Annotated in this window: 22 protein-coding genes and 1 pseudogene; 14 read left to right on the forward strand and 9 right to left on the reverse strand. The window is 73.3% G+C overall.

Going from position 1 to position 23879, the window contains the following annotated elements; all coding sequences use genetic code 11:
* Positions 1-120 precede the first annotated feature (120 nt).
* Positions 121-810 (reverse strand): RraA family protein, encoded by a 690-nt coding sequence (locus tag ACQEVU_RS26070; protein WP_433327876.1) that lies wholly within the window; start codon positions 808-810, stop codon positions 121-123.
* A 915-nt stretch (positions 811-1725) separates the two neighbouring features.
* Here ACQEVU_RS26070 and ACQEVU_RS26075 point away from each other — a divergent pair.
* Positions 1726-3183 (forward strand): MFS transporter, encoded by a 1458-nt coding sequence (locus ACQEVU_RS26075; RefSeq protein ID WP_433327878.1) that lies wholly within the window; start codon positions 1726-1728, stop codon positions 3181-3183.
* A 20-nt stretch (positions 3184-3203) separates the two neighbouring features.
* Here ACQEVU_RS26075 and ACQEVU_RS26080 read toward each other — a convergent pair whose 3' ends face one another.
* Genes ACQEVU_RS26080 through ACQEVU_RS26095 form a run of 4 tightly spaced genes read right to left on the reverse strand, consistent with a single transcriptional unit; the run spans position 3204 to position 8470 of the window.
* Positions 3204-4889: a glycoside hydrolase family 13 protein gene (locus ACQEVU_RS26080; RefSeq protein ID WP_433327880.1), complete on the reverse strand. Its 1686-nt coding sequence runs from the start codon at positions 4887-4889 to the stop codon at positions 3204-3206.
* On the reverse strand, positions 4886-5728 hold the full coding sequence (locus ACQEVU_RS26085; protein WP_433335084.1) for a sugar ABC transporter permease: 843 nt from the start codon (positions 5726-5728) through the stop codon (positions 4886-4888). Before ACQEVU_RS26085 ends, ACQEVU_RS26080 begins: the two co-directional genes overlap by 4 nt.
* Positions 5728-7245 (reverse strand): ABC transporter permease subunit, encoded by a 1518-nt coding sequence (locus tag ACQEVU_RS26090; RefSeq protein WP_433327882.1) that lies wholly within the window; start codon positions 7243-7245, stop codon positions 5728-5730. Before ACQEVU_RS26090 ends, ACQEVU_RS26085 begins: the two co-directional genes overlap by 1 nt.
* A complete protein-coding gene (locus ACQEVU_RS26095; protein ID WP_433335086.1) occupies positions 7229-8470 on the reverse strand; it encodes a sugar ABC transporter substrate-binding protein in 1242 nt (413 codons plus the stop codon). Before ACQEVU_RS26095 ends, ACQEVU_RS26090 begins: the two co-directional genes overlap by 17 nt.
* A 159-nt stretch (positions 8471-8629) precedes the next feature.
* On the opposite strand from ACQEVU_RS26095, the gene ACQEVU_RS26100 reads away from it, so the two are divergent.
* The 3 genes from ACQEVU_RS26100 (at position 8630) to ACQEVU_RS26110 (ending at position 13468) form a co-directional block, all read left to right on the forward strand.
* On the forward strand, positions 8630-9634 hold the full coding sequence (locus ACQEVU_RS26100) for a LacI family DNA-binding transcriptional regulator (protein WP_433335088.1): 1005 nt from the start codon (positions 8630-8632) through the stop codon (positions 9632-9634).
* A gap of 47 nt (positions 9635-9681) precedes the next feature.
* Positions 9682-11223, forward strand: coding sequence for a glycoside hydrolase family 13 protein (locus ACQEVU_RS26105; RefSeq protein ID WP_433327884.1), 1542 nt, complete (start codon positions 9682-9684; stop codon positions 11221-11223).
* A gap of 133 nt (positions 11224-11356) precedes the next feature.
* Entirely contained in the window at positions 11357-13468 is a 2112-nt protein-coding gene (locus tag ACQEVU_RS26110; RefSeq protein WP_433327886.1) for a carbohydrate-binding module family 20 domain-containing protein, read from the forward strand.
* On the opposite strand, the gene ACQEVU_RS26115 is transcribed toward ACQEVU_RS26110, so the two are convergent.
* A complete protein-coding gene (locus tag ACQEVU_RS26115; RefSeq protein WP_433327888.1) occupies positions 13449-13970 on the reverse strand; it encodes a MarR family winged helix-turn-helix transcriptional regulator in 522 nt (173 codons plus the stop codon). The genes ACQEVU_RS26110 and ACQEVU_RS26115 overlap by 20 nt on opposite strands.
* 57 nt (positions 13971-14027) lie before the next feature.
* On the opposite strand from ACQEVU_RS26115, the gene ACQEVU_RS26120 reads away from it, so the two are divergent.
* The 3 genes and pseudogenes from ACQEVU_RS26120 to ACQEVU_RS26130 all read left to right on the forward strand — a co-directional run bounded on the left by ACQEVU_RS26120 (position 14028) and on the right by ACQEVU_RS26130 (position 15630).
* Positions 14028-14825 (forward strand): hypothetical protein, encoded by a 798-nt coding sequence (locus ACQEVU_RS26120; RefSeq protein WP_433327890.1) that lies wholly within the window; start codon positions 14028-14030, stop codon positions 14823-14825.
* A gap of 32 nt (positions 14826-14857) precedes the next feature.
* Positions 14858-15115, forward strand: a pseudogene (locus ACQEVU_RS26125) (nuclear transport factor 2 family protein); the annotation flags it as partial.
* A gap of 95 nt (positions 15116-15210) precedes the next feature.
* Positions 15211-15630 (forward strand): DUF1810 domain-containing protein, encoded by a 420-nt coding sequence (locus ACQEVU_RS26130; RefSeq protein ID WP_433327892.1) that lies wholly within the window; start codon positions 15211-15213, stop codon positions 15628-15630.
* On the opposite strand, the gene ACQEVU_RS26135 is transcribed toward ACQEVU_RS26130, so the two are convergent.
* A complete protein-coding gene (locus ACQEVU_RS26135; RefSeq protein WP_433327894.1) occupies positions 15617-15853 on the reverse strand; it encodes a hypothetical protein in 237 nt (78 codons plus the stop codon). The two genes, ACQEVU_RS26130 and ACQEVU_RS26135, sit on opposite strands and share 14 nt — an antisense overlap.
* Before the next feature lie 77 nt (positions 15854-15930).
* Between ACQEVU_RS26135 and ACQEVU_RS26140 the strand changes: the two genes are divergently transcribed.
* From ACQEVU_RS26140 to ACQEVU_RS26150, 3 genes are all read left to right on the forward strand, one after another.
* Positions 15931-16461 (forward strand): PadR family transcriptional regulator, encoded by a 531-nt coding sequence (locus ACQEVU_RS26140; protein WP_433327896.1) that lies wholly within the window; start codon positions 15931-15933, stop codon positions 16459-16461.
* Complete coding sequence (locus tag ACQEVU_RS26145) at positions 16458-17849, forward strand: DHA2 family efflux MFS transporter permease subunit (RefSeq protein ID WP_433327898.1); 1392 nt, start codon at positions 16458-16460, stop codon at positions 17847-17849. Before ACQEVU_RS26140 ends, ACQEVU_RS26145 begins: the two co-directional genes overlap by 4 nt.
* An 88-nt stretch (positions 17850-17937) precedes the next feature.
* Positions 17938-19326 carry a GH1 family beta-glucosidase gene (locus ACQEVU_RS26150; RefSeq protein ID WP_433327900.1) on the forward strand — a complete coding sequence of 463 codons (1389 nt, stop codon included), beginning with the start codon at positions 17938-17940 and terminating at the stop codon, positions 19324-19326.
* A 10-nt stretch (positions 19327-19336) separates the two neighbouring features.
* Here ACQEVU_RS26150 and ACQEVU_RS26155 read toward each other — a convergent pair whose 3' ends face one another.
* The gene (locus tag ACQEVU_RS26155; RefSeq protein WP_433327902.1) at positions 19337-19771 is read right to left on the reverse strand and encodes a VOC family protein; all 435 of its coding nucleotides are present in this window, start codon (positions 19769-19771) and stop codon (positions 19337-19339) included.
* Between the two features lie 49 nt (positions 19772-19820).
* Between ACQEVU_RS26155 and ACQEVU_RS26160 the strand changes: the two genes are divergently transcribed.
* Positions 19821-20384, forward strand: coding sequence for a hypothetical protein (locus ACQEVU_RS26160; protein WP_433327904.1), 564 nt, complete (start codon positions 19821-19823; stop codon positions 20382-20384).
* Positions 20385-20491: 107 nt separating this feature from the next.
* On the opposite strand, the gene ACQEVU_RS26165 is transcribed toward ACQEVU_RS26160, so the two are convergent.
* Positions 20492-22039: a HEAT repeat domain-containing protein gene (locus ACQEVU_RS26165; protein WP_433327906.1), complete on the reverse strand. Its 1548-nt coding sequence runs from the start codon at positions 22037-22039 to the stop codon at positions 20492-20494.
* Between the two features lie 19 nt (positions 22040-22058).
* On the opposite strand from ACQEVU_RS26165, the gene ACQEVU_RS26170 reads away from it, so the two are divergent.
* The 3 genes from ACQEVU_RS26170 to crcB (ACQEVU_RS26180) all read left to right on the forward strand — a co-directional run bounded on the left by ACQEVU_RS26170 (position 22059) and on the right by crcB (ACQEVU_RS26180) (position 23673).
* A complete protein-coding gene (locus tag ACQEVU_RS26170; protein ID WP_433327908.1) occupies positions 22059-22358 on the forward strand; it encodes an SCO0607 family lipoprotein in 300 nt (99 codons plus the stop codon).
* 482 nt (positions 22359-22840) lie between these two features.
* Positions 22841-23317 carry a fluoride efflux transporter CrcB gene (gene crcB / locus ACQEVU_RS26175; RefSeq protein ID WP_433335090.1) on the forward strand — a complete coding sequence of 159 codons (477 nt, stop codon included), beginning with the start codon at positions 22841-22843 and terminating at the stop codon, positions 23315-23317.
* Entirely contained in the window at positions 23314-23673 is a 360-nt protein-coding gene (gene crcB / locus ACQEVU_RS26180; RefSeq protein ID WP_433327910.1) for a fluoride efflux transporter CrcB, read from the forward strand. Before crcB (ACQEVU_RS26175) ends, crcB (ACQEVU_RS26180) begins: the two co-directional genes overlap by 4 nt.
* The last annotated feature ends 206 nt before the right edge of the window (positions 23674-23879 follow it).

Raw genomic sequence — 23879 nt, forward strand, 5'->3', positions numbered from 1 at the left:
TTCGTTGGGGTTACGCGTGCCTCGTGGGCTGACGCGTAGCCGCCCGTCAATGTGATTGGCACCTTCACATCGACGAACGTGCCCGTCAACGGCGGTCGACCCTATGTCCTGCCCTGCGGTTTACTCCTCGATCGCCTTGCGGATCCGCCGCAGGTGGTGGCGGAAGGTGTACTCCGGATCCTCGCCGCGGCGGGCCAGGTACTCGGCGAAGCTCGTCTGCTCGCGCAGCGTCTCCCCCGCGACGATGCGCCGGGCCTGGTCACGCTCGGTCCCCCGGATGCCGCGGGCGACGTCGAGCACTTCCTCGACCCGCTCCCCGCCGACGAACAGCACCCCGTCATCGTCGGCGAACACCACGTCGTCGCTCGTCACGAGGTGCGCCCCGAACCGCGCACTGGTCAGCGCCTCGCCTTCGCGCGGGTCGACCCGCACCGGCCCCGCCGGCAGCGCGCCGTAGCTGAACACCGGCACGCCGATCTCGACGAGCTCGGCGGTGTCGCGGTGCAACCCCCACACGACCAGCCCGGCGACGCCGGCGGCGGCCGCCTCGAGCACGGTGAGGTCCCCGACGCAGGCTTCGTCGGTGCGCCCGCCGTTGTCGACGACGAGCACGTCGCCGGCGCGGGCACCTGTGTACGCCTCGAGGAACACGTCGACGCTGCCGTAATGCCGGGCCGGCAATACCCTTCCGGCGAGCCGCGCCCCGGCGGTCACCGCCCGCACCCCGGCCGGCGCGATCCGCAGCGGCACGCCGAGACGCACGCAGGCGTCGGCGATCAGCGGGGTTGAGAGATCCGCAAAATCGGTCACGGCGCCATCATGCCGCCACCGCCGCCACCGGCCACGGTCCAATCCGCGCCGCGCGGCCTGCCGCCGACCGCCCGGCCCGCCGGCCCCACGCCCGCGCCGCCCGGCCCGCCGCCGACCGCCCGGCCCACCGGCCCCACGCCCGCGCCGCCCGGCCCGCCCCCGACCGCCCGGCCCGCCGACCCCACGCCCGCGCCGCCCGGCCCGCCCCCGACCGCCCGGCCCGCCGACCCCACGCCCGCGCCGCCCGGCCCGCCCCCGACCGCCCGGCCCACCGGCCCCACGCCCGCGCCGCCCGGCCCGCCCCCGACCGCCCGGCCCACCGGCCCCACGCCCGCGCCGCCCGGCCCGCCCCCGACCGCCCGGCCCGCCGGCCCCACGCCCGCGCCGCCCGGGCAATCGCGGCTCAATCCGCGCCGCACGGCCCGTTAGCCGCAAACGCCCGCGGCTCAACGGCGTCGCGCCCCCTCTCGACCAAGGGAGGCTCAATCCACGCCGCAGCGCCCCGGAGCCACGAACGGCCGCGGCTCGACGCGCGGCCGCGGCCGGATTACCGAATTACTGGATTACCGGATCCAGTAATTCGGTAATCCCTGTGCTGCGCGAACTGCCGCCGCGAGCTGCCTGCGCAGGCGACTGCGAGGCGGAGCGGAGCGGGGGTCAGTAATTCAATAATCCCTGTGCGGGTGGAGCGGCATCACGAGGTGGCCGAGCAGGGCGACGGCAAAGCGGAGCGGTCTCGCACCGGGGATGCCGTCGTCGCCGAGGACGCAGAGCAGGGTGCGCCTCAATTTCAGGCATCCGGCTCGGTGCCTAGTGTCCTCCCGAGGGAGGCGCCGGCGGGTGGATGTGACCCGCGACGCATACGATGCGTGGAAAAAGGCTGGACCGGAGGCAAGCCTCCGGTATTGTGGAGGCATGCCTCAAGTTAACCAGAGGGCCTCGCACCGGCTGACGTTCGCGGTGCTGGCGGCCTCGACGGCGGCGTTCTCGATGCTGCAGTCGCTCGTCAGCCCGGTGCTGCCGGTGATCCAGCGGGACCTGCACACCTCGGCCGGCACGGTGACGTGGGTGCTGACCGCGTGGCTGCTCGCCGCGTCCGTCGCCACGCCGCTCATGGGGCGCATCGGCGACCTGGCCGGCAAGGAGCGCACCCTGCTGGCCGCGCTCGCCGCGATCGCCGTCGGCTGCCTGCTCGCCGCGCTCGCGCCCAACATCGCCGTGCTCATCGTCGCCCGGGTCATCCAGGGGCTCGGGGGCGCGCTGTTCCCGCTGTCGTTCGGCATCATCCGCGACGAGTTCCCGCCCGGGCGGGTCGTGTCGGCCGTCGGGGCGATGTCCGCGGTGATCGCGCTGGGCGGCGGGACCGGCATCGTGCTGGCCGGGCCGGTCGTGTCGGCGCTGAACTGGCGCTGGCTGTTCTGGATCCCGCTGTTCGTCGTCACGGTCACCGGGCTGCTGGCGTGGCGGTTCGTGCCGCCGTCGCCGGTGCGCTCGGCCGGCCGGGTGAACTGGCCGGCGGCCGCGCTGCTGTCGGGGTGGCTGGTCGCGCTGCTGCTACCGCTGAGCAAGGGTAACGCGTGGGGGTGGGCGGCGCCGCGCACGATCGGGCTGTTCGCGCTGGCCGCGCTGCTGGCGGCGGCGTGGGTGGCGGTCGAGGTCCGCTCGCGCACCCCGCTGATCGACATGCGCATGATGCGCCTGCCCGCCGTCTGGACCACCAACATCGTGGCGCTGCTGTTCGGCGCGGGCATGTTCGGCGTGTACGCCTTCCTGCCCCAGTTCATGCAGATCCCCACGTCCACCGGCTACGGCTTCGGCTCCTCCGCCGGCGAGGCCGGCCTGCTGATGGTCCCGATGCTGGCCACGATGGCCGTCACGGGCATGCTCAGCGGGCCGATGGCGACCTGGTTCCCCAGCCGGGTCCAGGTCGTCGCCGGCGCGCTGCTCACCACCCTGGCCAGCGCCGCGTTCGCCTTCGCGCACGCGCACCCGTGGGAGGTCGCGGCCGCCGCGGCGGTGTTCGGCGTCGGCATCGGGCTGGCCTACGCGTCGATGACGAGCCTCATCGTGCACTCGGTCCCGAGGGCCCAGACCGGCGCGGCGAGCGGCATGAACGCCAACATCCGGACCATCGGCGCCTCCATCGGCACGGCGGTGGTCAGCTCCGTCGTCACCAGCGACCTGCGCGCCGACGGGCTGCCGACGGAGCACGCGTTCACGACGGCGTTCGTCGCCCTGGGCGTGGCCGCGGCGCTCTCGGTCGCCGTGGCGCTGCTCATCCCGCGGCCCCGGCACGCGGCGCCGGAGCCGGCACCGGTCCCGGCCGAGGAGGCCGCACCCGTGCCGGGCCTGGCGACGGCCCGTACCACCTGATCAATCACGGACGGCAACCATCAGGACGGACAGGACCAGATCTGCAGCGTCGGGCCGTCGCCCGGCAGCTCGCCGCGCAGTTCGGCGCCGCCGTACAGGTTGGTCGCCTCGGTCACCGCGGCGAACGGCACGGGGGCACCGGGGGCGCGGCGGGCCAGGACCAGCAGGCGCTCGTCGTGGGTCTCGCGCCAGAACGCCACGGCGTCGGCGCTCACGTGGGCGAAGCGCAGGCCGCCGCCGCGCAGGGACGGGTGCTTGCGGCGCAGCGCGAGCAACCGGGAGTACCACGGCAGGGTCTGGATGCCCTTGCGCCACGGCATCGGGGTGCGCGACTGCTCCCCCGTCGACCCGGTCAGGCCGAACTCGTCGCCGGCGAACACCATCGGCACGCCGGGCAGGGTGGCGAGCAGGCCGACCGCGACCTCCATGCGGCCCAGATCCCCGACGACCGTGCGGATGCGGGCGGTGTCGTGGCTGCCGAGCAGGTTCCAGGAGTGGCTCCACGACCGCCAGCTCATCGTGGCCATCATCGCGCGCATGGTGGCCACCATCGCGGGGCCGTCGCGGTGCGGTACGCCGCCGGGCACGCCCAGGAAGTCCGGCAGCGCCAGGTCCGGTGCGCGCAGCCAGGTCCACAGTGGACGCGTGAACCCGGCGTAGTTCATGGTGCCCTGCCAGCCGTCCGCGTCGAGGTCGCCGCCGGCGCCGTGGGCGTGCTCGGCGACGAGCAGCGCGTCCGGGCGGGCCGCGCGCACCGATGCGGCGAGCAGGCGGGACACCTCGTGGGTGAGGTCGTCGCCGGCGCGGCGGCCCGTCATGTTCGCCACGTCGATGCGCCAGCCGTCGAGGTACCGCAGCCACCGCCGCACGATCGAGTCCGGGTCGGTGACGAAGCGCTCGCGCAGCCGGGCCGAGTGCCAGTTCAGCTTCGGCAGCGAGGCGTGGCCCAGCCAGGACTCGTAGCCGCCGTCCGCGCTCATGTAGTACAGGTCGGGCTGGTCGAACCACGGGTGCTCGACCCCGGTGTGGTTCGTGGTGAGGTCGCCGACCAGCCGCATGCCGCGGGTGTGCAGCGCGTCGGACAGCCGGCGCAGGGCGCGGTCGCCGCCGAGCAGCGGGTCGACGCGGTCGAAGGCGACGGCGTCGTAGCGGTGGTTGGAGCGGGCCGGGAAGAACGGGGTCAGGTAGACGGTGTCGGCGCCGAGGTCCTGGATGTGGTCGAGGCGGCGGGCGACGCCGTCGAGGTCGCCGCCGTAGAACTGGCGGGAGCCGCCGTCGACGGGGTCCTCCCAGTCGCAGCGCACCGCCCAGTCGGGGGCGGCGGGCGCCGTGGCCGAACGGGCGAAGCGGTCGGGGAAGATCTCGTAGACGATCGCCTCGCGCGCCCACGGCGCCGGACCGGGGTGCGCAACGAGCCGGAAGTCGGCGTCGTCGGGCACGTCGTGGGCGAAGCGGCCGAGCACGTTGTACCAGTCGCCGTCGACGAGGAAGCGGTACCGCGTGACGGGGTTGCGCACGAGGACGGATGCCCGCCACCAGCCCCGGCGGTCGGGCGAGGCCCGCGTGAAGCGTGGCTCACCGTCCTCGACGGAGCGGACGTACACGGAGGAGACCGGAGTCTCGCAACGCAGGAACACGTCCACGTTGGAGCCCAGCCGTGGGTTCTGGTCGGGCACGTAGAGCGCCGACCCGTCGTGATGGATCATCCCTTCACCGCCCCGCTCGTCAAACCGGACACGATGTAGCGCTGCAGTGCCTGGAACACCACCACCGTCGGGATCGCGGTGAGCAGCGAGCCGGCGCAGAACATGCCGAAGTTGGCGTTGCGCTTCTCGGCGACGAGCCCGTACAGGCCCACGGCCAGCGTCTTGGCGTCGTCGCTGCGCAGGAAGATGTTGGCCATGAGAACCTCGTTGATGGTGCCGATGAACCCGAGCAGCGCGGTCACCGCCAGGATCGGCGCGACCAGCGGCAGCGTCACGCGGAAGAAGATCTGCGCGTGGCCGGCGCCGTCGATGACCGCGGACTCGTCGAGCTCCTTCGGCACGGTGTCGAGGAAGCCCTTCATGAGCCAGGTGTTCACGCCCAGGGCGCCGCCGAGGTACAGCAGCATGAGCCCCCACGGGCTGTCCAGCCCGAACGCCGGGTAGTAGTCGCCGACCCCGGCGAAGATGAGGTAGATCGTCACGATCGACAGGAACTGCGGGAACGTCTGGATGAGCAGCAGCGTGATGAGGCCGACCCGCCGGCCGCGGAACCGCATGCGAGAGAACGCGTAGGCGGCCAGGATCGACAGGAACACCCCCGCCGCCGAGGCCAGGCCGGCGACGAGGATCGAGTTGAGGTACCACCGCGTGAACTCGGTCCGCTGGAACAGGTCGGCGAAGTTGCCCAGGCCGACCGAGGCGGGCACCAGGCCGGTCGAGCTGAGCGTGCCCAGCGGGTTGAGCGCCGCCGACACCACGAACAGGATCGGGAACAGCGAGAACACGACGGCGGCCAGACCGGCCGCGTGGCGCCAGCCGACGGTGCGCAGCCAGGCGATCACGCGTACACCTCCTCGTGCTTGCGGCTGCGGCGGAAGCCGACGACCGAGATGAGCGCGACGATCGCGAAGATGTAGACGGTGATCGCCGCCGCGAAGCCGAACTCGGCGCCGGAGCCGCCGAACGCGAGCCGGTACGTGTACGTGATGAGCAGGTCCGTGGCCCCGGCCCGCGAGTCGCCCGGCGGGAACGGCGCGCCCTCGGTGGTGAGGTAGATGGCGTTGAAGTTGTTGAAGTTGAACGCGAACGACGAGATGAGCAGCGGCGTCAGCGCGACCAGCAGCAGCGGCAGCGTGACCCGCCGGAAGCGCTGGCCCGCGGTGGCGCCGTCGATCGCGGCGGCCTCCGTCATCTCCTTCGGGATCGCCTGCAGGGCGCCGGTGGCGACCAGGAACATGTACGGGTACCCCATCCACAGCTGCACCAGGATCACGGCCAGGCGGGCCGTCCACGGCGCGCCGAACCAGTCCACGTGCAGCCCGGTGATGCGGTTGACGAGGCCGAAGTCCTGGTTGAACAGGTCCCGCCAGACCAGCAGCATGGCGAAGCCCGGCATGCTGTACGGCAGCACGAGCAGCACCCGGTAGAGCCCGCGGAAGCGCAGCCGGTCGGAGTGCAGGGCGAGCGCGCAGGCCAGCCCGAGGGCGAACGTCACCAGCACCGACGACACGGCGAACGCGACGTTCCACACCAGCGTCTTGACGAACGGCCCGGCGATGCGCGGGTCGGACACGACGCGGGTGAAGTTGGCGAAGCCGACGCCGACCTTCCAGCCCTGGGCCAGGTACTCGCCGCCGGCGCCGACGAACTCGCCGGCATCGGGATCGGCGAACCACTTCGCGCCCGTCGAACGGTCGGTGATGCAGTCGCAGCCGGCGTCGTAGAAGCGGGTCGCCTGGCCGTTGTACGCCCGGGTGAGGCCGGACGCGCGGATCGCGCCGCCCTCGGTCGGCACCGTGAAGGCGAGGATCTCGTCGTTGCGCTGCGTGGCCTGGCCCAGGTCCAGGATCTCGAAGCCGTCGGCGGCCGTGATGCGCCCGCCGGTGACGGTGGCGCCGGGCAGGTCGTGCAGCCCGTCGGCGTCGCCGACGTAGGCCCTGCCGTCGGCGGACAGCAGCAGGAAGCGCACGCCGCCGTCGGCGAGGGCGACCGAGAGCGCGTACTCCGTCGAGCCGGGCACCTGCTGTACCGACGCGGACTGGATGGCGGTGATCGCGTCCTGCTTGCCGCCGCGGTGCCCGTCGCCGTAGTTGGTGAACGCGGTGGACACCGTGAGCAGCACGGGCACGACCTGGAAGGCCAGCAGGAACAGCACCCCGGGGACGAGGTACTTCGCCGGGACCGGCCGCGGCAACAGGTACACCGCGAAGATCAGGCCGGTGACGACGACGAGGACGGCGAGCCATCCCCACGCGTGGGCGTCGGCGAGCGGGAAGGCGGCGTACACGGCCAGCGCCAGGGCGAGGCCGAGCACCGCCACCTTCCCGATCAGTGCGCTGCTACTTGTTGATCGCATCGGTGATGGTCTTGGACGCACCGGTGAGCGTGGTGTTCACGTCGGCGCCGCCGACGATGGCCGACTCCGCCTTGCCGAACGGGTCCCACACCGCGGCCATCGCCGGGATGGCCGGCAGCACGGCGCCGCCCTTGCCCGCGGCGAGCCACTTCTCGATGTCGGGGTCGCTGCCCTTGACCTGTTCCATGGCCGCGTTCAGCGCCGGCGGGCGCGGGTTGGCCTGGTACAGCGCCACCTGCAACTCGGGCTTGGTGAGGTAGTTCGTGATGAACTCGTTGGCCAGGGCCTTGCTACGACCCTTGCTGGCCACGTAGAACGCCTGCACGCCGACGAACGGCTGCGCGGGCTTGCCGCCGGCGAAGGCCGGGATCGGCGTGATGTCGTACTTGATGCCGGCCTTCTTGATGTCGGCGACGGCCCACGGCCCGGAGATGAGGAACGGCGTCTTGCCGCCGGTGAACGTGGGGATGGCGTTGTCGCTGTTGACCGAGCGGGTCAGCGCGCCCGAGCCCTTCTCGCCCAGCGCCGCGATCTTCTTGAACGCCTCGACGGAGGCGGGCTTGCCGACGCCGAGGTCGGCCGGGTCGTAGTCGCCGTTGGCCTTGGTGCCGAACAGGTAGCCGCCGGCCGAGGCGAACAGCGGGTAGATGTGGTACGCGTCGCCGTTCGTGCCGACCTGCAGCGACATGATGTTGCTGACCTTGCCGGCGTCCTTGAGCGCCTTGCCGGCGGCGACGAGGTCCTCGATGCTCGCCGGCGCGTTCGGGGCGAGGTCGGTGTTGCGGATGAGGGCCAGGTTCTCGATGGCGTACGGCACCCCGTAAACCTGCCCGTTGAAGGTCACGGCCTTCATCGCCACGTCGGCGAACCCGGACTTCTGCGAGTCCGGCAGCTGGATCGGGTCGATGGTGCCGTTCTGGACCAGGTTGCCGATCCAGTCGTGGGCGCCGACGACGATGTCCGGGCCCTTGCCGGACTGGGCGGCGGTCACGTACACGGTCTGCAGGTCCTTGGAGACGGCCTGGACCTGCACGTCGACGTGGTTGGCCTTGCCGAACGCCTCGGCGAACGGCTTGAGGGCGGCCGAGCGCTGGTCGTCGGCCCAGATCGTGAGCGTCGCCGCGGGGGCGTTGCCGGTGGAAGAGCTTGCGGGCGTTTTCTCGCCGCCGCAGGCGGTCAGGGTCAACGCGGCGAGGGCGGACACGCCGACGACGCGCAGGGGAATGCGCATGGAGAACTCCAGGGGAATGTGGGCCGGCAAGGTCATAAGGGGTGTCGATCGATTGCCGGTGGCGCAGACCGTAGCAAGGACTTGCAGCGAATGAAAGCCCTTCCAGTCGACTTTCATTTTGGCCGCGCGGCCGCTTACTCTCGACCCATGGCCATGGACGCTCCACGAGCTCGCCTCGCTGACATCGCCCGGCAGGCGGAGGTCAGCGAGGCCACCGTCTCGCGGGTGCTCAACGACCGGCCCGGGGTCAGCGCCGACACCCGGCACGCGGTGCTCACCGCGCTCGACGTGCTCGGTTACGAACGCCCCGAACGGCTCCGCAAGCGCAGCGCCGGCCTCGTCGGCCTGGTGACGCCGGAGCTGGAGAACCCGATCTTCCCGCTCTTCGCGCAGGTCATCGAGTCCGCCCTGGCCCGCTACGGCTACACGCCGGTGCTGTGCACGCAGACGCCCGGCGGCGTGACCGAGGACGAGTACGTCGAGATGCTGCTGGACCGCGCGGTCGCCGGCATCATCTTCGTCTCCGGCCTGCACGCCGACACCACCGCCGACCACGACCGCTACCGCAAGCTCATCGACCGGCCGCTGCCGATCGTCATGCTGACCGGGATGGGCGGGCTCGAGGCGCCGTGCTTCTCCTGCGACGACGCGCGGGCCAGCGCGATCGCCGTGGACCACCTGGCCTCCATGGGCCACACCGACATCGGGCTCATCTCCGGCCCCGAGCGGTTCCTGCCGGTCCAGCGCAAGATCAACGGCTACCGCGAGGCGATGCGCCGCCACGGCCTGCAGGAGCGCATCGAGCTGTCGCTGTTCGGCGTCGAGGGCGGCCACGCCGCCGCCGGCCGGCTGCTCGAGCAGGGCGTCACCGGCCTGGTCTGCGGCTCGGACCTCATGGCGCTGGGAGCCGTGCGGGCCGCCCGGGGCCGGGGCCTGTCGGTGCCGCGGGACGTGTCGGTGGTCGGCTACGACGACTCGCCGCTCATCGCGTTCACCGACCCGCCGCTGACCACGCTGCGCCAGCCGGTGCGGGCCATGTCCAACGCGGCCGCGCAGTCGCTCATCGACGCGATCAACGGCCAGCCCAGCCCGCACTCGGAGTTCATGTTCGCCCCCGAGCTCGTCGTGCGGGCCTCGACGGGCATCGCACCCCGCTAAGAACCCCCGCGGCAAACACCGTACAACGGTCATTCGAAGGGACCACTATGCCCGAAACACCGGACAAATGGTGGCGTAACGCCGTCATGTATGAGGTGTACGTCAGGAGCTTCGCCGACGGCAACGGCGACGGGGTCGGCGACCTCATCGGCCTGCGCGAGCGCCTGCCGCACCTGGCCGCCCTCGGCGTCGACGCGATCTGGCTGACCCCGTTCTTCCGCTCCCCCATGGTCGACGGCGGCTACGACGTGGCCGACCACCGCGACGTCGACCCGTCGTTCGGCACCCTCGCCGACTTCGACGCGATGCTGGCCGCCGCCCACGACCTGGGCCTGCGCGTCATCATCGACGTGGTGCCCAACCACACCTCCAGCGCCCACCCGTGGTTCCAGCAAGCCCTGCAAGACGTTTCGCAACGGCCCCGCTACCACTTCCGCACGGGCGGCACCGCCCCGAACGACTGGGAGTCGGTCTTCGGCGGCCCCGCGTGGACGCAGGTCGAGGACGGCGAGTGGTACCTGCACCTGTTCGACCCCGCCCAGCCGGACCTGAACTGGGACAACGCCGACGTCCGGCTCGAGTTCGAGTCGGTACTGCGGTTCTGGCTCGACCGCGGCGTGGACGGCTTCCGCATCGACGTCGCCCACGGCATGGTGAAGGCCGCCGGCTACCCGCCCGCCGGCGTCACCGGCCAGATCGGGCTGCTCGGCCGGCGCGTCCTGCCGTACTTCGACCAGGACGGCGTGCACGAGATCCACCGCGCCTGGCGCAAGATCCTCGACTCGTACCCCGGGGACCGCATCGCGGTGGCCGAGGCGTGGGCGTCCACGCCGCAGCGCCTGGCCCGCTACACCGCCCCGGACGAGCTGCACCAGGCGTTCAACTTCGAGTTCCTACAGGCCGACTGGGCCGACCCGGCGGCCGTGCGGGCGAGCATCGACTCGTGCATCCACGCCGCCGAGTCCGTCGGCGCGCCGACCACGTGGGTGCTGTCCAACCACGACGTGCACCGGCACGCGACCCGCCTGGGCTCCCTCGCCCGGGCCAACGCCGCGGCGCTGCTCATGCTGGCACTGCCCGGGTCGGCGTACGTGTACCAGGGCGACGAGCTCGGCCTGCCCGAGGTCCTCGACCTGCCCGACGACGCGCGGCAGGACCCGGTGTGGTTCCGCTCCGGCGGCACCGACCCCGGCCGCGACGGCTGCCGCGTGCCGCTGCCGTGGGCCGCTGCCGCGCCGGCGTTCGGCTTCTCGGCCACCGGGGCGGCGTGGCTGCCGCAGCCGGACTGGTCGGCCCTGGCCGCCGACGTCCAGGCCGCGGATCCCGGCTCCACGCTGGAGCTGTACCGCCGGGCGCTGCGCCGGCGCCGTGAGCTGCGCGGGCCGCTGCGCTGGAACGACAGCGCCCCCGGCGTGCTGGACTTCAGCCGCGGCGAGCTGCGCTGCGTCGTGAACCTGGCACCGGCGCCGGTGCCGCTGGTCGTCGAGCCGGGCGCGGAGGTCGTCCTCGCCAGCGCCGACGTGTCCGGCGGCGAGCTGCCGGCCGACGCCGCGGTGTGGATCTTTGCAAAAACTGCCAGATCTTCCTGATCATTTCCGCTGCTCAGGGACCTTGCAAGAACTGCCGTCCGGGCAATTCCTGCAAGGTCCTTGACATTGGGTTTCAGCCGGGGACAGGCTCTGCGTCAATCGCTCCTCCGCTACCGCCATTCCGGAGGCCCTTGTGCGCATCCCCCGCCTGTCCAGATCCGTGTCCCGAGCCGTCGCCGCGGCCGGCGGCCTGGCCCTCGTCGCCGCCGCCCTCGCCGTGCCGCTGCTGTCCGGCGGCCGCCGGGCCGAGGCCGCCACCGGCAGCAACGACGTCATCGCCAACCTGTGGCTGTGGCCGTTCACCTCGATCGCCACCGAGTGCACCAACGTCCTGGGCCCGGCCGGCTACGGCGCGGTGCAGGTCGCCCCGCCGGAGGACTCGATCAGCGTCGCCGGCCACCCGTGGTGGGACATCTACCAGCCCGCCGCCTACGACCTCAACAGCCGCATGGGCACCCGCGCGCAGTTCACGAGCATGGTGAGCGCCTGCCACGCGGCCGGGGTCAAGGTGTACGTCGACGCCGTCATCAACCACATGACCGGCGCCAACCAGTCCAGCACGACCGCGTACGGCGGGGCGAGCTTCACGAACAACTACAGCTACCCCAGCGCCGGCTACAGCTCCTCGGACTTCCACTTCTACCCGGCCGACTGTCCCCAGCCGGACAACCAGATCCACGACTACAACAACCAGAACGAGGTCTGGAACTGCCAGCTGGTCGGCCTGTCGGACCTCAAGACGGGCACCGACTACGTGCGCACGAAGATCGCCGGCTACCTCAACGACCTCATCTCCGTCGGCGTCGACGGCTTCCGGGTCGACGCGGCCAAGCACATGCCGCCGGCCGACCTGTCGGCCATCAAGGGCAAGCTGACGAACCAGAGCGTGTACATCGCGCAGGAGGTCATGCCGGGCGGCTCCGGCAACCTGGCCCCGGCCGCATACGAGGGCATCGGCGGCGTGCTGGAGTTCAACTACGCCACCAACCTCAAGAACCAGTTCAACGGCAGCATCGCCAACCTGCAGACGTTCGGGCCGAGCTGGGGCCTGGAGCCCAGCGCGAAGTCCACGGTGTTCGTGTCCAACCACGACACCGAGCGCAACGGCTCGACCCTGAACTACAAGGCCGGCGCGACCGACACCCTGGCCAACGTGTTCATGCTGGCCTGGAACTTCGGCACGCCCAACATCATGAGCTCCTTCTCGTTCAGCAACAACGACGCCTCCCCGCCCGCCGACGGCAACGGCTACGTCACCGCGGTCACGTGTGGCAGCGGGTGGGAGTGCCAGCACCGGCAGCGGGCGATCAAGAACATGGTCGGCTTCCACAACGCGACCCGGGCCGACACGACCGTGGGCAACTGGTGGTCGGACGGGTCGAACGCGATCGCCTTCTCCCGGGGTACCAACGGCTGGATCGCCGTCAACAACGGCTCCGGCGCCGTCGGGTCCCGCACGTTCAGCACCGGGCTGCCGGCCGGCGTCTACTGCGACGTGATCCACGGCGACTACAACGCGACCGCGCAGACCTGCTCCGGGCCGACGGTCACGGTGAACGGCAGCGGCCAGGCCACGCTCGGCGTCGCGGCCAAGGACGCCGTCGCCATCCACGCCAACGCCCGCGTCGGCGGCGGCACCACGCCGACCGCCACCCCGACGTCCTCGGGCGTCTCCTTCACGGTCACCGGCGCCCCGACCGGCAACCCCATCTACCTGGTCGGCTCGGTCTCGCAGCTGGGCTCGTGGAACACCGCGTCCGCCATCCCGATGACGGCCAGCGGCTCGTCCTGGACCAGGACGGTGTCGCTGCCGGCGAACACCGCCATCGAGTACAAGTTCATCGCCAAGGACGCCGCGGGCAACGTCACCTGGGAACCCGGGAGCAACCACACGTACACGGTCCCGGCCTCCGGCACCGGCACCATCAACACGACGTGGAACGGCTCGTCGACGACCAACCCGGCGGTCACGTTCAACGAGAACGCAACGACCACGTTCGGCCAGAACGTGTTCCTCGTCGGCTCGATCCCGGCGCTCGGCTCGTGGAACACCGGCAGCGCGATCGCCCTGTCCTCGGCGGGCTACCCGGTCTGGTCGGCGACGGTGACCCTGCCGGCGAACACCGCGGTGGAGTACAAGTTCATCAAGAAGAACCCCGACGGCTCGGTCATCTGGGAGAGCGGCGCCAACCGCACCCTGAACACCGGCACGTCGGCGCAGACGGTCAACACGACCTGGAAGTAGCGGCCCCGCCCTCGGCGACGATCACCATCTTGCGCAGCAGGTCCGCGAGGGTCTGCCGTTCGGCCGGCGAGAGCACGGCGAGCAGGGCCTGCTCGCCGCGCTCCTCCCGGCCGATCTGCCGTTCGAAGACCGCGTTGCCGGCCTCGGTGAGCCGCACGTGCACCCGCCGCCGGTCGCCCGTGTCGGCCTCGCGGGCGATCCAGCCGGCCTCCTCCATCGCGGCGAGGCGGGCCGACAGCGCGCCGCGGGTCAGCCCGAGCAGGTCGGCCAGGCGCGAAGGACTTTGCGTGTACGGCGACCCGGCCCTTCGCAGCATCATGAGCACCTTGAACTGCCAGTGCTGCATCCCGCCGGCGCTCAGCACGTCCCGGCGCCGCTGCGTCTGGTGCCGCGCGAGCACCGCCAGCCGCGCGAAAATGGCCTCGGCGACCGGGTCGAGCGTGTCGAGCTCCTTCTCCCAGACCCCGACGTGCGCGTCGACCGTGTCCTCCGGCTGCGTCATGCCGCCAGCGTACTAGTTTTCTTGTGGATAGTTTTTTCGATTACTACCGTGCTGGGCATGATTGCCGTGGAACTCCTCATCGAGGCGGCCCGCGACCTGGCCAACGCCGGCCGCTGGGACCGCGCCACCGCCCTGCTCGACGCCGCGCACGCCGACCTGCCGCCCGGCGCCGAGGCCCGGGCCCCGGCGGCGCGCCTGGCCCTGGCCGCCGCCCAGGTGTCGGTCGACGCGGGCTGGTTCACCGGCGGCGCCGACGAGGGCGCCCGGCTGTCCAAGGTGGACGAGTACGCGCTGGATCCCGTGCAGCGCTGGGACCTGGACTTCGCGTGGGTGCGCTACGAGTACCGCCAGCACCTGGGCCGGCCCGACCGCAACGTCCGCCGCCAGGCCGAGCGCCTCGCCGGCAGCGCCCCGGACCCGGTCCGGCGCGGCTGGGCCCACCACTACCTCGGCCTGATCGCCGACAACCTGTTCGACGAGCGGTCCGAGGCGCCCGCCCACTACGAGACCGCCCTGGCCGACGCCGGCGACGACCTGCTGCTGCGCCGCGAGGCCCTGCGCCACCTCGGCGACCACGACCACGAGGCCGGCGACCACGACCGGGCCCGGGCCCGCTGGCAGGAGGCGACGGAGGCGGGCGCCCGGGCCGGCTTCGTCCCCGGCACCCTGTCCCAGCAGATGCTCCTGGCGGTCCTGGCCCGCGACGCCGGCGACGAGGCCGGGGCGACGGCCCTGGCCACCGAGATCGCCCGCTGGGCCCGGGCGATCGGCTCCGCCCGCACCGCCGCCCAGGCCGAGGCCTTCCTCACCGGCGTCGACCCCACCCAGCCCCCTCCGCCGCCCGAGGATGAGTGACAGCGATCGATGTGGAGTGATAGACAAGCGGCATGGCTGAGCGAGTGCTGGAGCAGTGCCGGCTCTTCAACGACGGGGTGCGGACCGGGGACTGGGGGCCGTACCTGACCCGGTTCGCCGACGGGGCCACGCTGCGCATCGAGGGGGATCCCGGCAGCCCCTACGTTGGTCTCGACGCGATCGCCGCGGCGTACGCGCAGCAGCCGCCGGACGACACGCTCACCGTGACCTCCGTCGAGTCCGACGGCGACGCCGACATCGCCCGGGTCGAGTGGGACGCGGGCGGCGGCGGCACGCTGCGGGGCACTGGTCGGCGGGGCGGATCACCGAGCTCGCCGCGGAGTTCGACGCGGTGCCGTAGGGGACTATCGGTACCGTGGGCGGTATGGAGGATCCGTACCAGCTGTCCCGGTTCGTCGAGGCGCAGGAGCACGCCTACGCCGACGCGCTCGACGAGTTGCGGCGCGGGCGCAAGACGAGTCACTGGATGTGGTTCGTCTTCCCGCAGGTCGCGGGGCTCGGGCGCAGCGCGACGGCCCAGCGGTACGCCATCGCGTCGCTCGACGAGGCCCGCGCCTACCTGCAGCATCCGGTGCTCGGGCCGCGGCTGCTGGAGTGTGCCGACGCGCTGCTCGCCGACGAGACGCACACGGCCGAGGCGATCCTCGGGGCGGTCGACGCGATGAAGCTGCGCTCGTCGATGACGCTGTTCGCGCACGCCGAGCCGGCCGAGAACCGGTTCCCGCGGGTCCTCGGCCGCTACTTCGACGGGGTCGAGGACGCCGAGACGCTCAGGCGGCTCTGATCGGGGCGTACCGCGGCACGTACTCCTGCCCCAGATCCACAGCTGCGCGAGGCCGTGCACGCCGGCCCACAGCGCCCCCGGCGGCGACCGACGGGGGCACGGGCGAGCCGGGGCGGGCCTCGGCGAGCAGCGCGGCGAGGGCCTCGAAGAGCGGCAGGCTGGTCTCGCGCAGCCCGAGCCGGTCGGAGCGCAGCAGGTCGTGGCGGAACATCAGCTCGAGCATCCCCCGCTCGGCCCGCGCGAAGGCGAGGGAGGCGCGGGCCTTGCTCGTCCAGTTGTACCTATGTCAGGCTGGACGACATGTACATGGACATCGTGATCCTCAGCCACCTGCAGCGGGGGCCGGTCCACGGCTACGAGCTCAAGCGGCGGGTGTCGGCGACCACCGCGTACGCGCTGCACAACAACACGCTCTATCCGGCCCTGCGCCGCTTCGAGGAGGCCGGCGCGGTCACCAAGAGCGCCGAGCAGCAGGAAGGCAAACCGCCCCGGCACGTGTACGAGCTGACCGACGTCGGCCGCGAGCTGCTGCACGACATGCTCGCCGATCTGCCGGCCGAACAGGCCGGCGACGAGCACGAGTTCCTCACCCGCCTCGGGCAGTTCGAGCACCTCACGCCCGAGGAGCGGCGGCGCGTCCTGGGCGCGCGGGCCGACGCGCTGCGAGCGCAGGCGCGGCACATGGCCGAGCTGGCCGGGCGGACCGCGGCCAGCCCGCGCAACCACCGCTGGGGCGGCCTCGTCGTCGCCGAGCTGGCCGCCCGGATCGAGCGCGAGCTGGCCTGGATCGACTCGCTGGACGCCCTCGCCGGCTCGGACGAGCCGCAATGACCGCGACCGCCGCGGCGGCCGGGACGGCCGAGGCGCCCCGGCTTGGCGGCCTCATGCAGCTCGGGCTGCTCGCCGGCCCGCTGCTGTCGATGATCGACTCGTCGATCGTCAACGTGGCCACGCCCGACATCGCCGAGGAGCTCGGCGCCGGCCTGCCGACGACCCAGTGGGTGGTCAGCGGCTACCTGCTGGCCCTCGCCGCCGGGCTCACCACGACGTCGTACCTGGCCCGCCGCTTCGGCACCATGCGCGTCTACGGCGCCGCCCTCGCCGCGTTCGTCCTCGCCTCCGCGCTGTGCTCGGCGGCGCCCGGCATCGGGGTCCTCATCGCCGCCCGCGCGCTGCAGGGCCTGGCCGGCGCGCCGCTGGTGCCCCTGGCGATGAGCGTGCTGCTGGGCCGCCAGGGCGCAGCGCGCCGGATCCCGTTCGCCGCCGGGCTGCTGTTCTTCCTCGCCCCGGCGATCGGCCCGTCGTTCGGCGGGCTGCTCATCGCGGCCGGCGGCTGGCGCTGGATCTTCCTGGCCAACCTGCCCATCGGGCTGCTCGCCCTGCTGGGCGTGCGGCGCCTGCCGGCCGGCGTCGCCCCGCCGGCCGACGGCCGCGCCCGCCTCGACCCGTTCGGCCTCGCCCTGCTCAGCACCGGCCTGGTCGCCGCGCTCTACGGGGCCAGCCGCGCCACCGTCGACGGGTGGTCGCGGCCCCTCGCCCTCGGCCCGCTGCTCGGCGGCGGGGCGCTGCTCATGGGGTACACCATCTGGGCCCTTCGCACCTCGCAGCCCGCCGTCGACCTCACGCTGCTGCGCCACGGACGCTCGGCCCTGGCGCTCGCGCTGAGCGTCATGTCGTCGGTGGTCGCGTTCGCCGCGGTGTTCCTGCTGCCCGTGTTCACGCAGGCGGTGCAGCACCACACCGCGTTCGCCACCGGCCTCGCGCTGCTGCCGCAGGGCCTCATCACCGGCCTCGGCGCCGCCGCCGGCCAGCGCCTCGCCGACCGCCTCGGCGTGCGGCCGCTCGTCATGGCGGGCTTCGTGCTGCTCGCCGTCGCCGGGGGCGGGCTGCTGTTCATCGACGAGCGGACGCCGCTGTGGGCCACCGCGGCGATCCTGTCGGGGCGGGCGGCGGCGATCGGGTTCGGCCTCACCCCGCTGCTGTCGGTCATGCTGGGACCGCTCGGCGACGCGCAGATGGCCGACGGGAGCGCGCTGTTCAACATCGCCCAGCGCCTCGGCGGGTCGATCGGCGTGGGCGTGCTCGGCTCGCTGCTGGCCGCCCGCGCGGCGCACGTCGGCGCGATCGCCGGCTTCCACGAGATCGGCGCGATCCTGTCGGCGCTGGCCCTGGCCGCGGCCGCCCTGGCGGCCCTGCTGCCGGGCCGCGCCGCCGTGTGATCGACGGCCCTGGCGGCTATCTGCCAGGTCGCGTCGAATGTGCGGCGGTTTTTGGTGGGTATGGGCGGGGTCGAGCTAGGTTCGCCGGATGCGACGGCGAGATCTTCTCACCCTGGCGGCCGCCGGCGCCGTGGCCGGTCCCCTCCTGCGCTCCCGGGCCGAGGCGGGCCCGGCGGCCGGCCTCACGTTCCCGGCCGGGTTCGGCTGGGGCGCGGCGACGTCGGCGTACCAGATCGAGGGCGCGGTCAAGGAGGATGGCCGGGGGCCGTCGGTGTGGGACGTGTTCGCCCACGAGCCGGGCCGCATCCGCAACGGGGACACCGGCGACGTCGCCGCCGACCACTACCACCGCTACCGCGACGACCTGGACCTCATGCGGGACCTGGGCCTGACGTCGTACCGCTTCTCGGTCTCCTGGTCGCGGGTCCTGCCCACCGGCCGCGGCACGGTGAACCCGAAGGGCCTGGACTTCTACCACCGCCTGGTCGACGGCCTGCTCGCCCGCAACATCCGCCCGGTGGTGACGCTGTTCCACTGGGACACCCCGCAGGCGCTGCAGGACCTGGGCGGCTGGGAGAACCGCGACTGCGCGAAGTGGTTCGCCGACTACGCCCACACGATGTTCAGCGCGTTCGGCGACGCGGTGCCGATCTGGCTGACCCTCAACGAGCCGAAGACCGTCGTCGACAACGGGTACACCTCGGGCAGCCACGCCCCCGGCAAGCGCGACCGCCGCCTGGCCAACGTCGTCGGCCACCACCTGCTGCTCGGTCACGGCCTGGCGGTCCAGGCCCTGCGCGCCACCGGCGCCCGGTCCCGCATCGGCCCGGCGCTGAGCCTCTCCCCCACCTACCCGGCCAACGACACCGGCGCGGCCCGCCGCCAGGCCGCCACCGCCGACGGCGAGGAGAACCGCCGCTGGCTCGACCCGCTCCTGCTCGGCCGCTACCCGGCCGACTGGCTGGCCGCCCAGCCCGCCGACGCCCCGGTCCGCGCCGCCATCAAGGACGGCGACCTGGCCGTCATCGCCGCGCGCAACGACATCATGGGCGTCAACTACTACGGCGCGACGACGGTCACCGGCACGGGCCGCCGCGTCATGAAGCACCCGACGTCCCAGGCGACGTGGCAGGAGATCTACCCGGACGGCCTGTTCGACCTGCTGACCCGGATCAAGCGCGACTACGGCGACATCCCGCTGAGCATCACCGAGAACGGCATGGCCACCACCAACGCGCTGCGCGACGAGGACCGCATCGCGTTCCTGCGCGAGCACCTGGCCGCCGCGCACCGCACGATCCAGGCGGGCGTGCGGCTGGAGAGCTACCACCTGTGGTCGCTGATGGACAACTTCGAGTGGGCCGAGGGCTACACGCAGCGATGGGGCATCGTCAACGTCGACTTCACCACGCAGCGGCGCACCCGCAAGGCGAGCGCGGACTGGTACAGGTCGGTGATCGCCCGCAACGGCCTGTGACGCGGGCGGCTCAGTCGAGGCAGAACTCGTTGCCCTCGATGTCCTGCATCACCAGGCACGACTCGTTGTACTCATCGGCGCGCAGGAGTTGCACGCGGGCCGCGCCGAGCGCGACCAGGCGCGCGCATTCGGCCTCCAGCGCGGCCACGCGCTCCTCGCCGACGAGCCCGGTCCCGACGCGTACGTCGAGATGCACGCGGTTCTTGACGACCTTGCCCTCGGGGACGCGCTGGAAGTACAGCCGCGGGCCGGCACCGGTGGGGTCGGCGCAGGCGAAGCCCGAACCCTGACGCTCGGGCGGCTGCGCCCGCTCGTACTCGTCCCAGGAGGCATGGCCCCGCGGTGGCGGCGGCACGACGTACCCCAGCACCTCGCACCAGAACCGCGCGACGCGCTCCGGTTCCGCGCAGTCGAAGGTGACCTGGACCTGCCTGACCGTTGCCATCGCTCCACCATAGAGGCGCGGGCTTCGCCGGCTGCACTAAGGTGCCGCCATGTCGATCTTCTCCCGCCTGCTCGGCGCCCGCCGGGGTGCGCCGCTGCCCTATCCTCCCGGTGCGCCGCCAGGACTTGCGGCCCGCTGGGTGCGCTGGGTCGCCGGCGTCGAGAACTCCAGGAACCCGGTCCGCGACCGCACGGGCGCGCACGCGGGCATCAACCAGCCGGACGACGTGTGGTTCCTGGCCGGCACCTTCGGCGGGCGGGTGGAGCGGCGTTGCACCGTCCGGGCCGGGCGGCCGCTGTTCTTCCCGGCGTTCAACATGTGGCACGGCAACGCCCAGGGCCCGCCGCCCGCCGTGGCGAGGGCCTTCGGCGCGCTCACCGTCAACGCGGTGCCGGTCGAGCTGGACACGATCGCGACGCCGGTGCCGTTCGTCGTCGCCGGCGCCAGGCTGAATCCGGTGACGGGAACCAGGGGGCCGGTCCGCATGACGGTCTGGGGGCTGTGGAAGCGGCTCGAGCCGCTGCCGCCGGGCGACCACGTGCTGGAGTTCTCCGGCGGCGACGGCCACGGCTTCACCGCCAGCGCCGTCTATCACCTCAACGTCGCCCGCTAAGCGCCGGCCGCCAACGCCGGCATCCGCGTGAGCTCGCCGATCGGCGCGGAGGCGGCCGGGCCCCGCTTCGCCTCCTGCAACCCGGCCGGCAACCTGGTGATCGACGGTCAGTGGTAGCGGCGGCCCTCGGCCGCGGTGACCGCCAGGTCCAGGTGCCAGTCGGCGACGTCGATCTCCGACGGCGGTGACGCGGGGCTGGCGGCGTGCAGCGCCGAGAGGTACCACTCCTCGTCCGCCGGCCGCATCAGCAGCCGCAGCCAGGTCACGTTGCGGGTGCGGCGGCACTCCTCGACCGTGAGGACCGAGCGCAGGGCCTCGACCGGGTTCTCGCCGGGCAGCAGCAGGCGCAGGATCGGGGCGGCCGGCGGCGGCTGCACGCCCGCGAGCAGCAGCCGGGCGGCCAGGGTGTGCGCGGCGCGCGTCAGCATCAGGGCGCGCCGCGCCGCCGTGGCCGGGCCGCGCACCGGGTCGGCGGCGCGGTTCGCCACATCCTCGTGCGCCACCCGGTACGCCACCATCTCCCCGGCGGTCATCGCGCGCTCGAGGTCGTGGGCGGCGACCGCCTCGGCCATCTCGGTCATGTCGGCCGCCTCGGCGTCGGGGGTGACGGCGGCGTCGGCGGCCTGGCGGGCGACCTCGTGCAGCAGGCGCTCGTCGTAGGCGGCGGGGCGGGCGGCCACCGGCGGGACGGACAGCAGCGCGCCGAGGGCGTGGCGGTCGCCGTCGAAGTTGGCGTACCGGTGCAGGCGCTCGATCAGCGGGCGCAGCTCGGGCGCCTCGTGCAGCAGCGGGCGGTACCGCAGCAGGGCCGCCAGCACCGTCTCGTCGGGCTCGGCCAGGACGCGCAGCGCGATCGCCGGGCCCGCGAGGGCGGCGGTGGACGGGTCGGTGGCGTCGCGCAGGGCCTCGGCGGCGGCGCGGCGCACGGCCGGCTCGCGGTCGCCGAGCAGGCCGGCGATGGCACGCACCGCGTCCGGGTCGCGGCGGCGGTGGGCCAGGCAGGCCAGCAGGGCGGCGCGGACGCCGGGGTCGCGTTCGCGGGCGGCCGCCTCGGCGAACGGCCCGACGCCGACGCCGGTGAAGCGCAGCAGCAGCGCGGCCGCGGCGCGGACCTCGGGGGCCGGGTCGGCGATCATCAGCCGGCGGCACACGTCGTCGTCGCGCACGCTCGCCGGGACCTGCAGGCCCTCCAGGCGCAGCAGCGGCGACCGGTCGGACAGCAGCCGGGTCGCGAACGCCGCGGTGCGGTGGATCGACAGGACCGCCCTCGCGGCGCGCAGGCGGACCCGCGGCTCGGGGTGTGACTCGAGGCGCTGGCGCAGCGGCTCGTAGCGCTGGCCCAGGTAGTACAGCAGGGTGGCGACGCGGTCGTCGTCGTGGTCGAGGTCGGTGACGGCGGCGGCGACGAGCGGGTCGGGGCCGCCGCGGCCGCCGAGGATCTCGCCGAGTGCCACCGCGGCGGCGTCGCCGACGTGCTCGAACGTCTCGCCCAGGCCGCCGGGGACGCGGACCTCGGCGGTGTCGCGCAGGGCGAGGTCGAGCAGGGGGCCGGCCAGGCGGTGGTCGCCGGTGCCGGCGGCCCGGCGCGCGGCGTCGAGGCGGATCGCGGGGTCGGGGTCCCGCAGGGCGTCGCGGAGCCGGTCATACAGCGCCATCGTGGTACACCATAGACGGATGGACGCCGTTCGGATCCGATCGATTTCGGCGGCCCTGCTGCTCGCCGCCGGGCTCGCGACCGCCGGCTGCGCCGCGCGGGAGCGGGTGTGCGCCGGCGGGCAGTACCCGGTGAAGGCCGTCGGCAACCGCACCGGCGCGACCTGCGTGCCGGACGGCGCCGAGCCGCCGGCCGGCTACGTGCGCTACCCGGCGGGCAAGGAGCCGACGTACGTCGGCGACGAGTGGGACCGCTACTGGCACACGGTCGTCGTCGACGAGCACGGCAGCGTCGTGCCCGAGCCGTCAGGCTCCCAGTAGCCGCCACGCGGTCAGGGCCAGAGCCCGCCGATCCGCCTGCCGGTGCTCACCAGCCGGCCCTCGACGACCGGCAGGACACCTGGTCGCAGCGCACCTTCACCGGCACGCCGCGGATGGACCGGTTCGTGGTCGCGCAGGCGTGGGCCGGCTACATCGGCGGCGGGCCGGCCGCAGCGCCACAACGCCGAACTGGGCGCAGTGCTGCGCCGGGCGCTGTGGGGCCCTCGTCCTGATGTCATGCCGGTGTGACGAGCGCTCCCGCGCCGCGATCGCCGCGACCGGGGCCGTCTTCGAGGGCATCCTGCGCAACCGGTCCCGGTCGTGGGCCTCCGGCGAGGAGGGCCGGCCACGCGCGACCGGCTCCGCGCCCGCATCGGGTAAGCTGGCCGCGGCGGTGGGGCCCGCCGATTCCGGCGAGCCGGGATGAACCGCAACGATGCCAACGGTCCCTGCCAGGGTCACTGGTGGGGAGAGGTGTGCACATCGTGGAGCGTGAGCCGGCCCCGATCGACGCCGACGTCGATCTGCATGTCCCGGAAGAACGCGCGGAGCTGCGCCCCAGCCCCGTGCCGGTGCTCGCCGCCATCTCGGCCGGCGGCGTCTGCGGCGCCCTGGCCCGCTACGCGGTGGCGCACGCCTGGCCGCCCGACCCCGGCGGCTTCCCCTGGGCGACGTTCGTGATCAACGTCACCGGCTGCCTGCTCATCGGCGTCCTCATGGTCGTCGTCACCGAGGTCCTGCCGCACCGCCGCCTGCTGCGCCCGTTCCTGGGGGTCGGATTCCTCGGGGGGTACACCACCTTCTCCACCTACGCCGTCGAGATCCACCAGACGGCGTCGGCCGGCGCGCCCTGGACGGCCCTGGCCTACCTGGCCGGCACGCTGGCCGGCGCCCTCCCGGCGGTGTGGGCCGGCTCGGCGCTGGCCCGCGCGCTCGTGCGGCGGGGTGCGGGCCGATGACGCTGCTGCTCATCGCGCTCGGCGCGGCCGTCGGGGCGCCGCTGCGGTACCTCACCGACCGCGCCGTGCAGTCCCGCCACGACTCGGTGTTCCCGTGGGGCACCCTCACGGTGAACGTCGCCGGCTCGCTGCTGCTGGGCCTGCTCACCGGCCTGCCGGCGGCCGCACCGGTGACGGCGCTGCTCGGCACCGGCTTCTGCGGCGCCCTGACCACGTACTCGACGTTCAGCTACGAGACGCTGCGCCTGACCCAGGAGGGCGCCCGCTTCTACGCGCTGATGAACGTGGTCGCCTCGGTCGTCGCCGGCCTCGGCGCGGCCGCCATCGGCTTCGTCCTGGCCCAGGCCTTCCAGTAGCCCGTGCCGGGCACCGCACTGCCGCCGCAGCGGAAGGCACCGCGATACGACCCGGCCGCTCCCGTGAAGTTTGGGCAGCTGGCCGGTCCCGGCCGGGGCGTATCGCGGTGCCTGGGTACACGGTGGCAGAGGGCGCTGACGTGGCGCTGAAACGGGGCTGAGACCGGCGGGGCGGGCCCCGGCGGGCGGCCCGCGCCGGTACGGCA

Source organism: Dactylosporangium sp. CA-139066 (assembly GCF_050936175.1).
GTDB lineage: Bacteria > Actinomycetota > Actinomycetes > Mycobacteriales > Micromonosporaceae > Dactylosporangium.

Bases quoted from the DNA above. Each gene is read 5' to 3' on its own strand.
- ACQEVU_RS26120 (WP_433327890.1), top strand. From the start codon at position 14,028: ATGATTGCCGTGGAACTCCTCATCGAGGCGGCCCGCGACCTGGCCAAC.
- ACQEVU_RS26135 (WP_433327894.1), bottom strand. From the start codon at position 15,853: ATGCTCGAGCTGATGTTCCGCCACGACCTGCTGCGCTCCGACCGGCTC.
- ACQEVU_RS26075 (WP_433327878.1), top strand. From the start codon at position 1,726: ATGCCTCAAGTTAACCAGAGGGCCTCGCACCGGCTGACGTTCGCGGTG.
- ACQEVU_RS26160 (WP_433327904.1), top strand. From the start codon at position 19,821: ATGTCGATCTTCTCCCGCCTGCTCGGCGCCCGCCGGGGTGCGCCGCTG.
- ACQEVU_RS26090 (WP_433327882.1), bottom strand. From the start codon at position 7,245: ATGCGATCAACAAGTAGCAGCGCACTGATCGGGAAGGTGGCGGTGCTC.
- ACQEVU_RS26155 (WP_433327902.1), bottom strand. From the start codon at position 19,771: ATGGCAACGGTCAGGCAGGTCCAGGTCACCTTCGACTGCGCGGAACCG.
- ACQEVU_RS26150 (WP_433327900.1), top strand. From the start codon at position 17,938: ATGCGACGGCGAGATCTTCTCACCCTGGCGGCCGCCGGCGCCGTGGCC.
- ACQEVU_RS26170 (WP_433327908.1), top strand. From the start codon at position 22,059: ATGGACGCCGTTCGGATCCGATCGATTTCGGCGGCCCTGCTGCTCGCC.
- ACQEVU_RS26130 (WP_433327892.1), top strand. From the start codon at position 15,211: ATGGAGGATCCGTACCAGCTGTCCCGGTTCGTCGAGGCGCAGGAGCAC.
- ACQEVU_RS26145 (WP_433327898.1), top strand. From the start codon at position 16,458: ATGACCGCGACCGCCGCGGCGGCCGGGACGGCCGAGGCGCCCCGGCTT.
- ACQEVU_RS26140 (WP_433327896.1), top strand. From the start codon at position 15,931: ATGTACATGGACATCGTGATCCTCAGCCACCTGCAGCGGGGGCCGGTC.
- ACQEVU_RS26105 (WP_433327884.1), top strand. From the start codon at position 9,682: ATGCCCGAAACACCGGACAAATGGTGGCGTAACGCCGTCATGTATGAG.
- crcB (WP_433327910.1), top strand. From the start codon at position 23,314: ATGACGCTGCTGCTCATCGCGCTCGGCGCGGCCGTCGGGGCGCCGCTG.
- ACQEVU_RS26100 (WP_433335088.1), top strand. From the start codon at position 8,630: ATGGACGCTCCACGAGCTCGCCTCGCTGACATCGCCCGGCAGGCGGAG.
- ACQEVU_RS26165 (WP_433327906.1), bottom strand. From the start codon at position 22,039: ATGGCGCTGTATGACCGGCTCCGCGACGCCCTGCGGGACCCCGACCCC.
- ACQEVU_RS26080 (WP_433327880.1), bottom strand. From the start codon at position 4,889: ATGATCCATCACGACGGGTCGGCGCTCTACGTGCCCGACCAGAACCCA.
- ACQEVU_RS26115 (WP_433327888.1), bottom strand. From the start codon at position 13,970: ATGACGCAGCCGGAGGACACGGTCGACGCGCACGTCGGGGTCTGGGAG.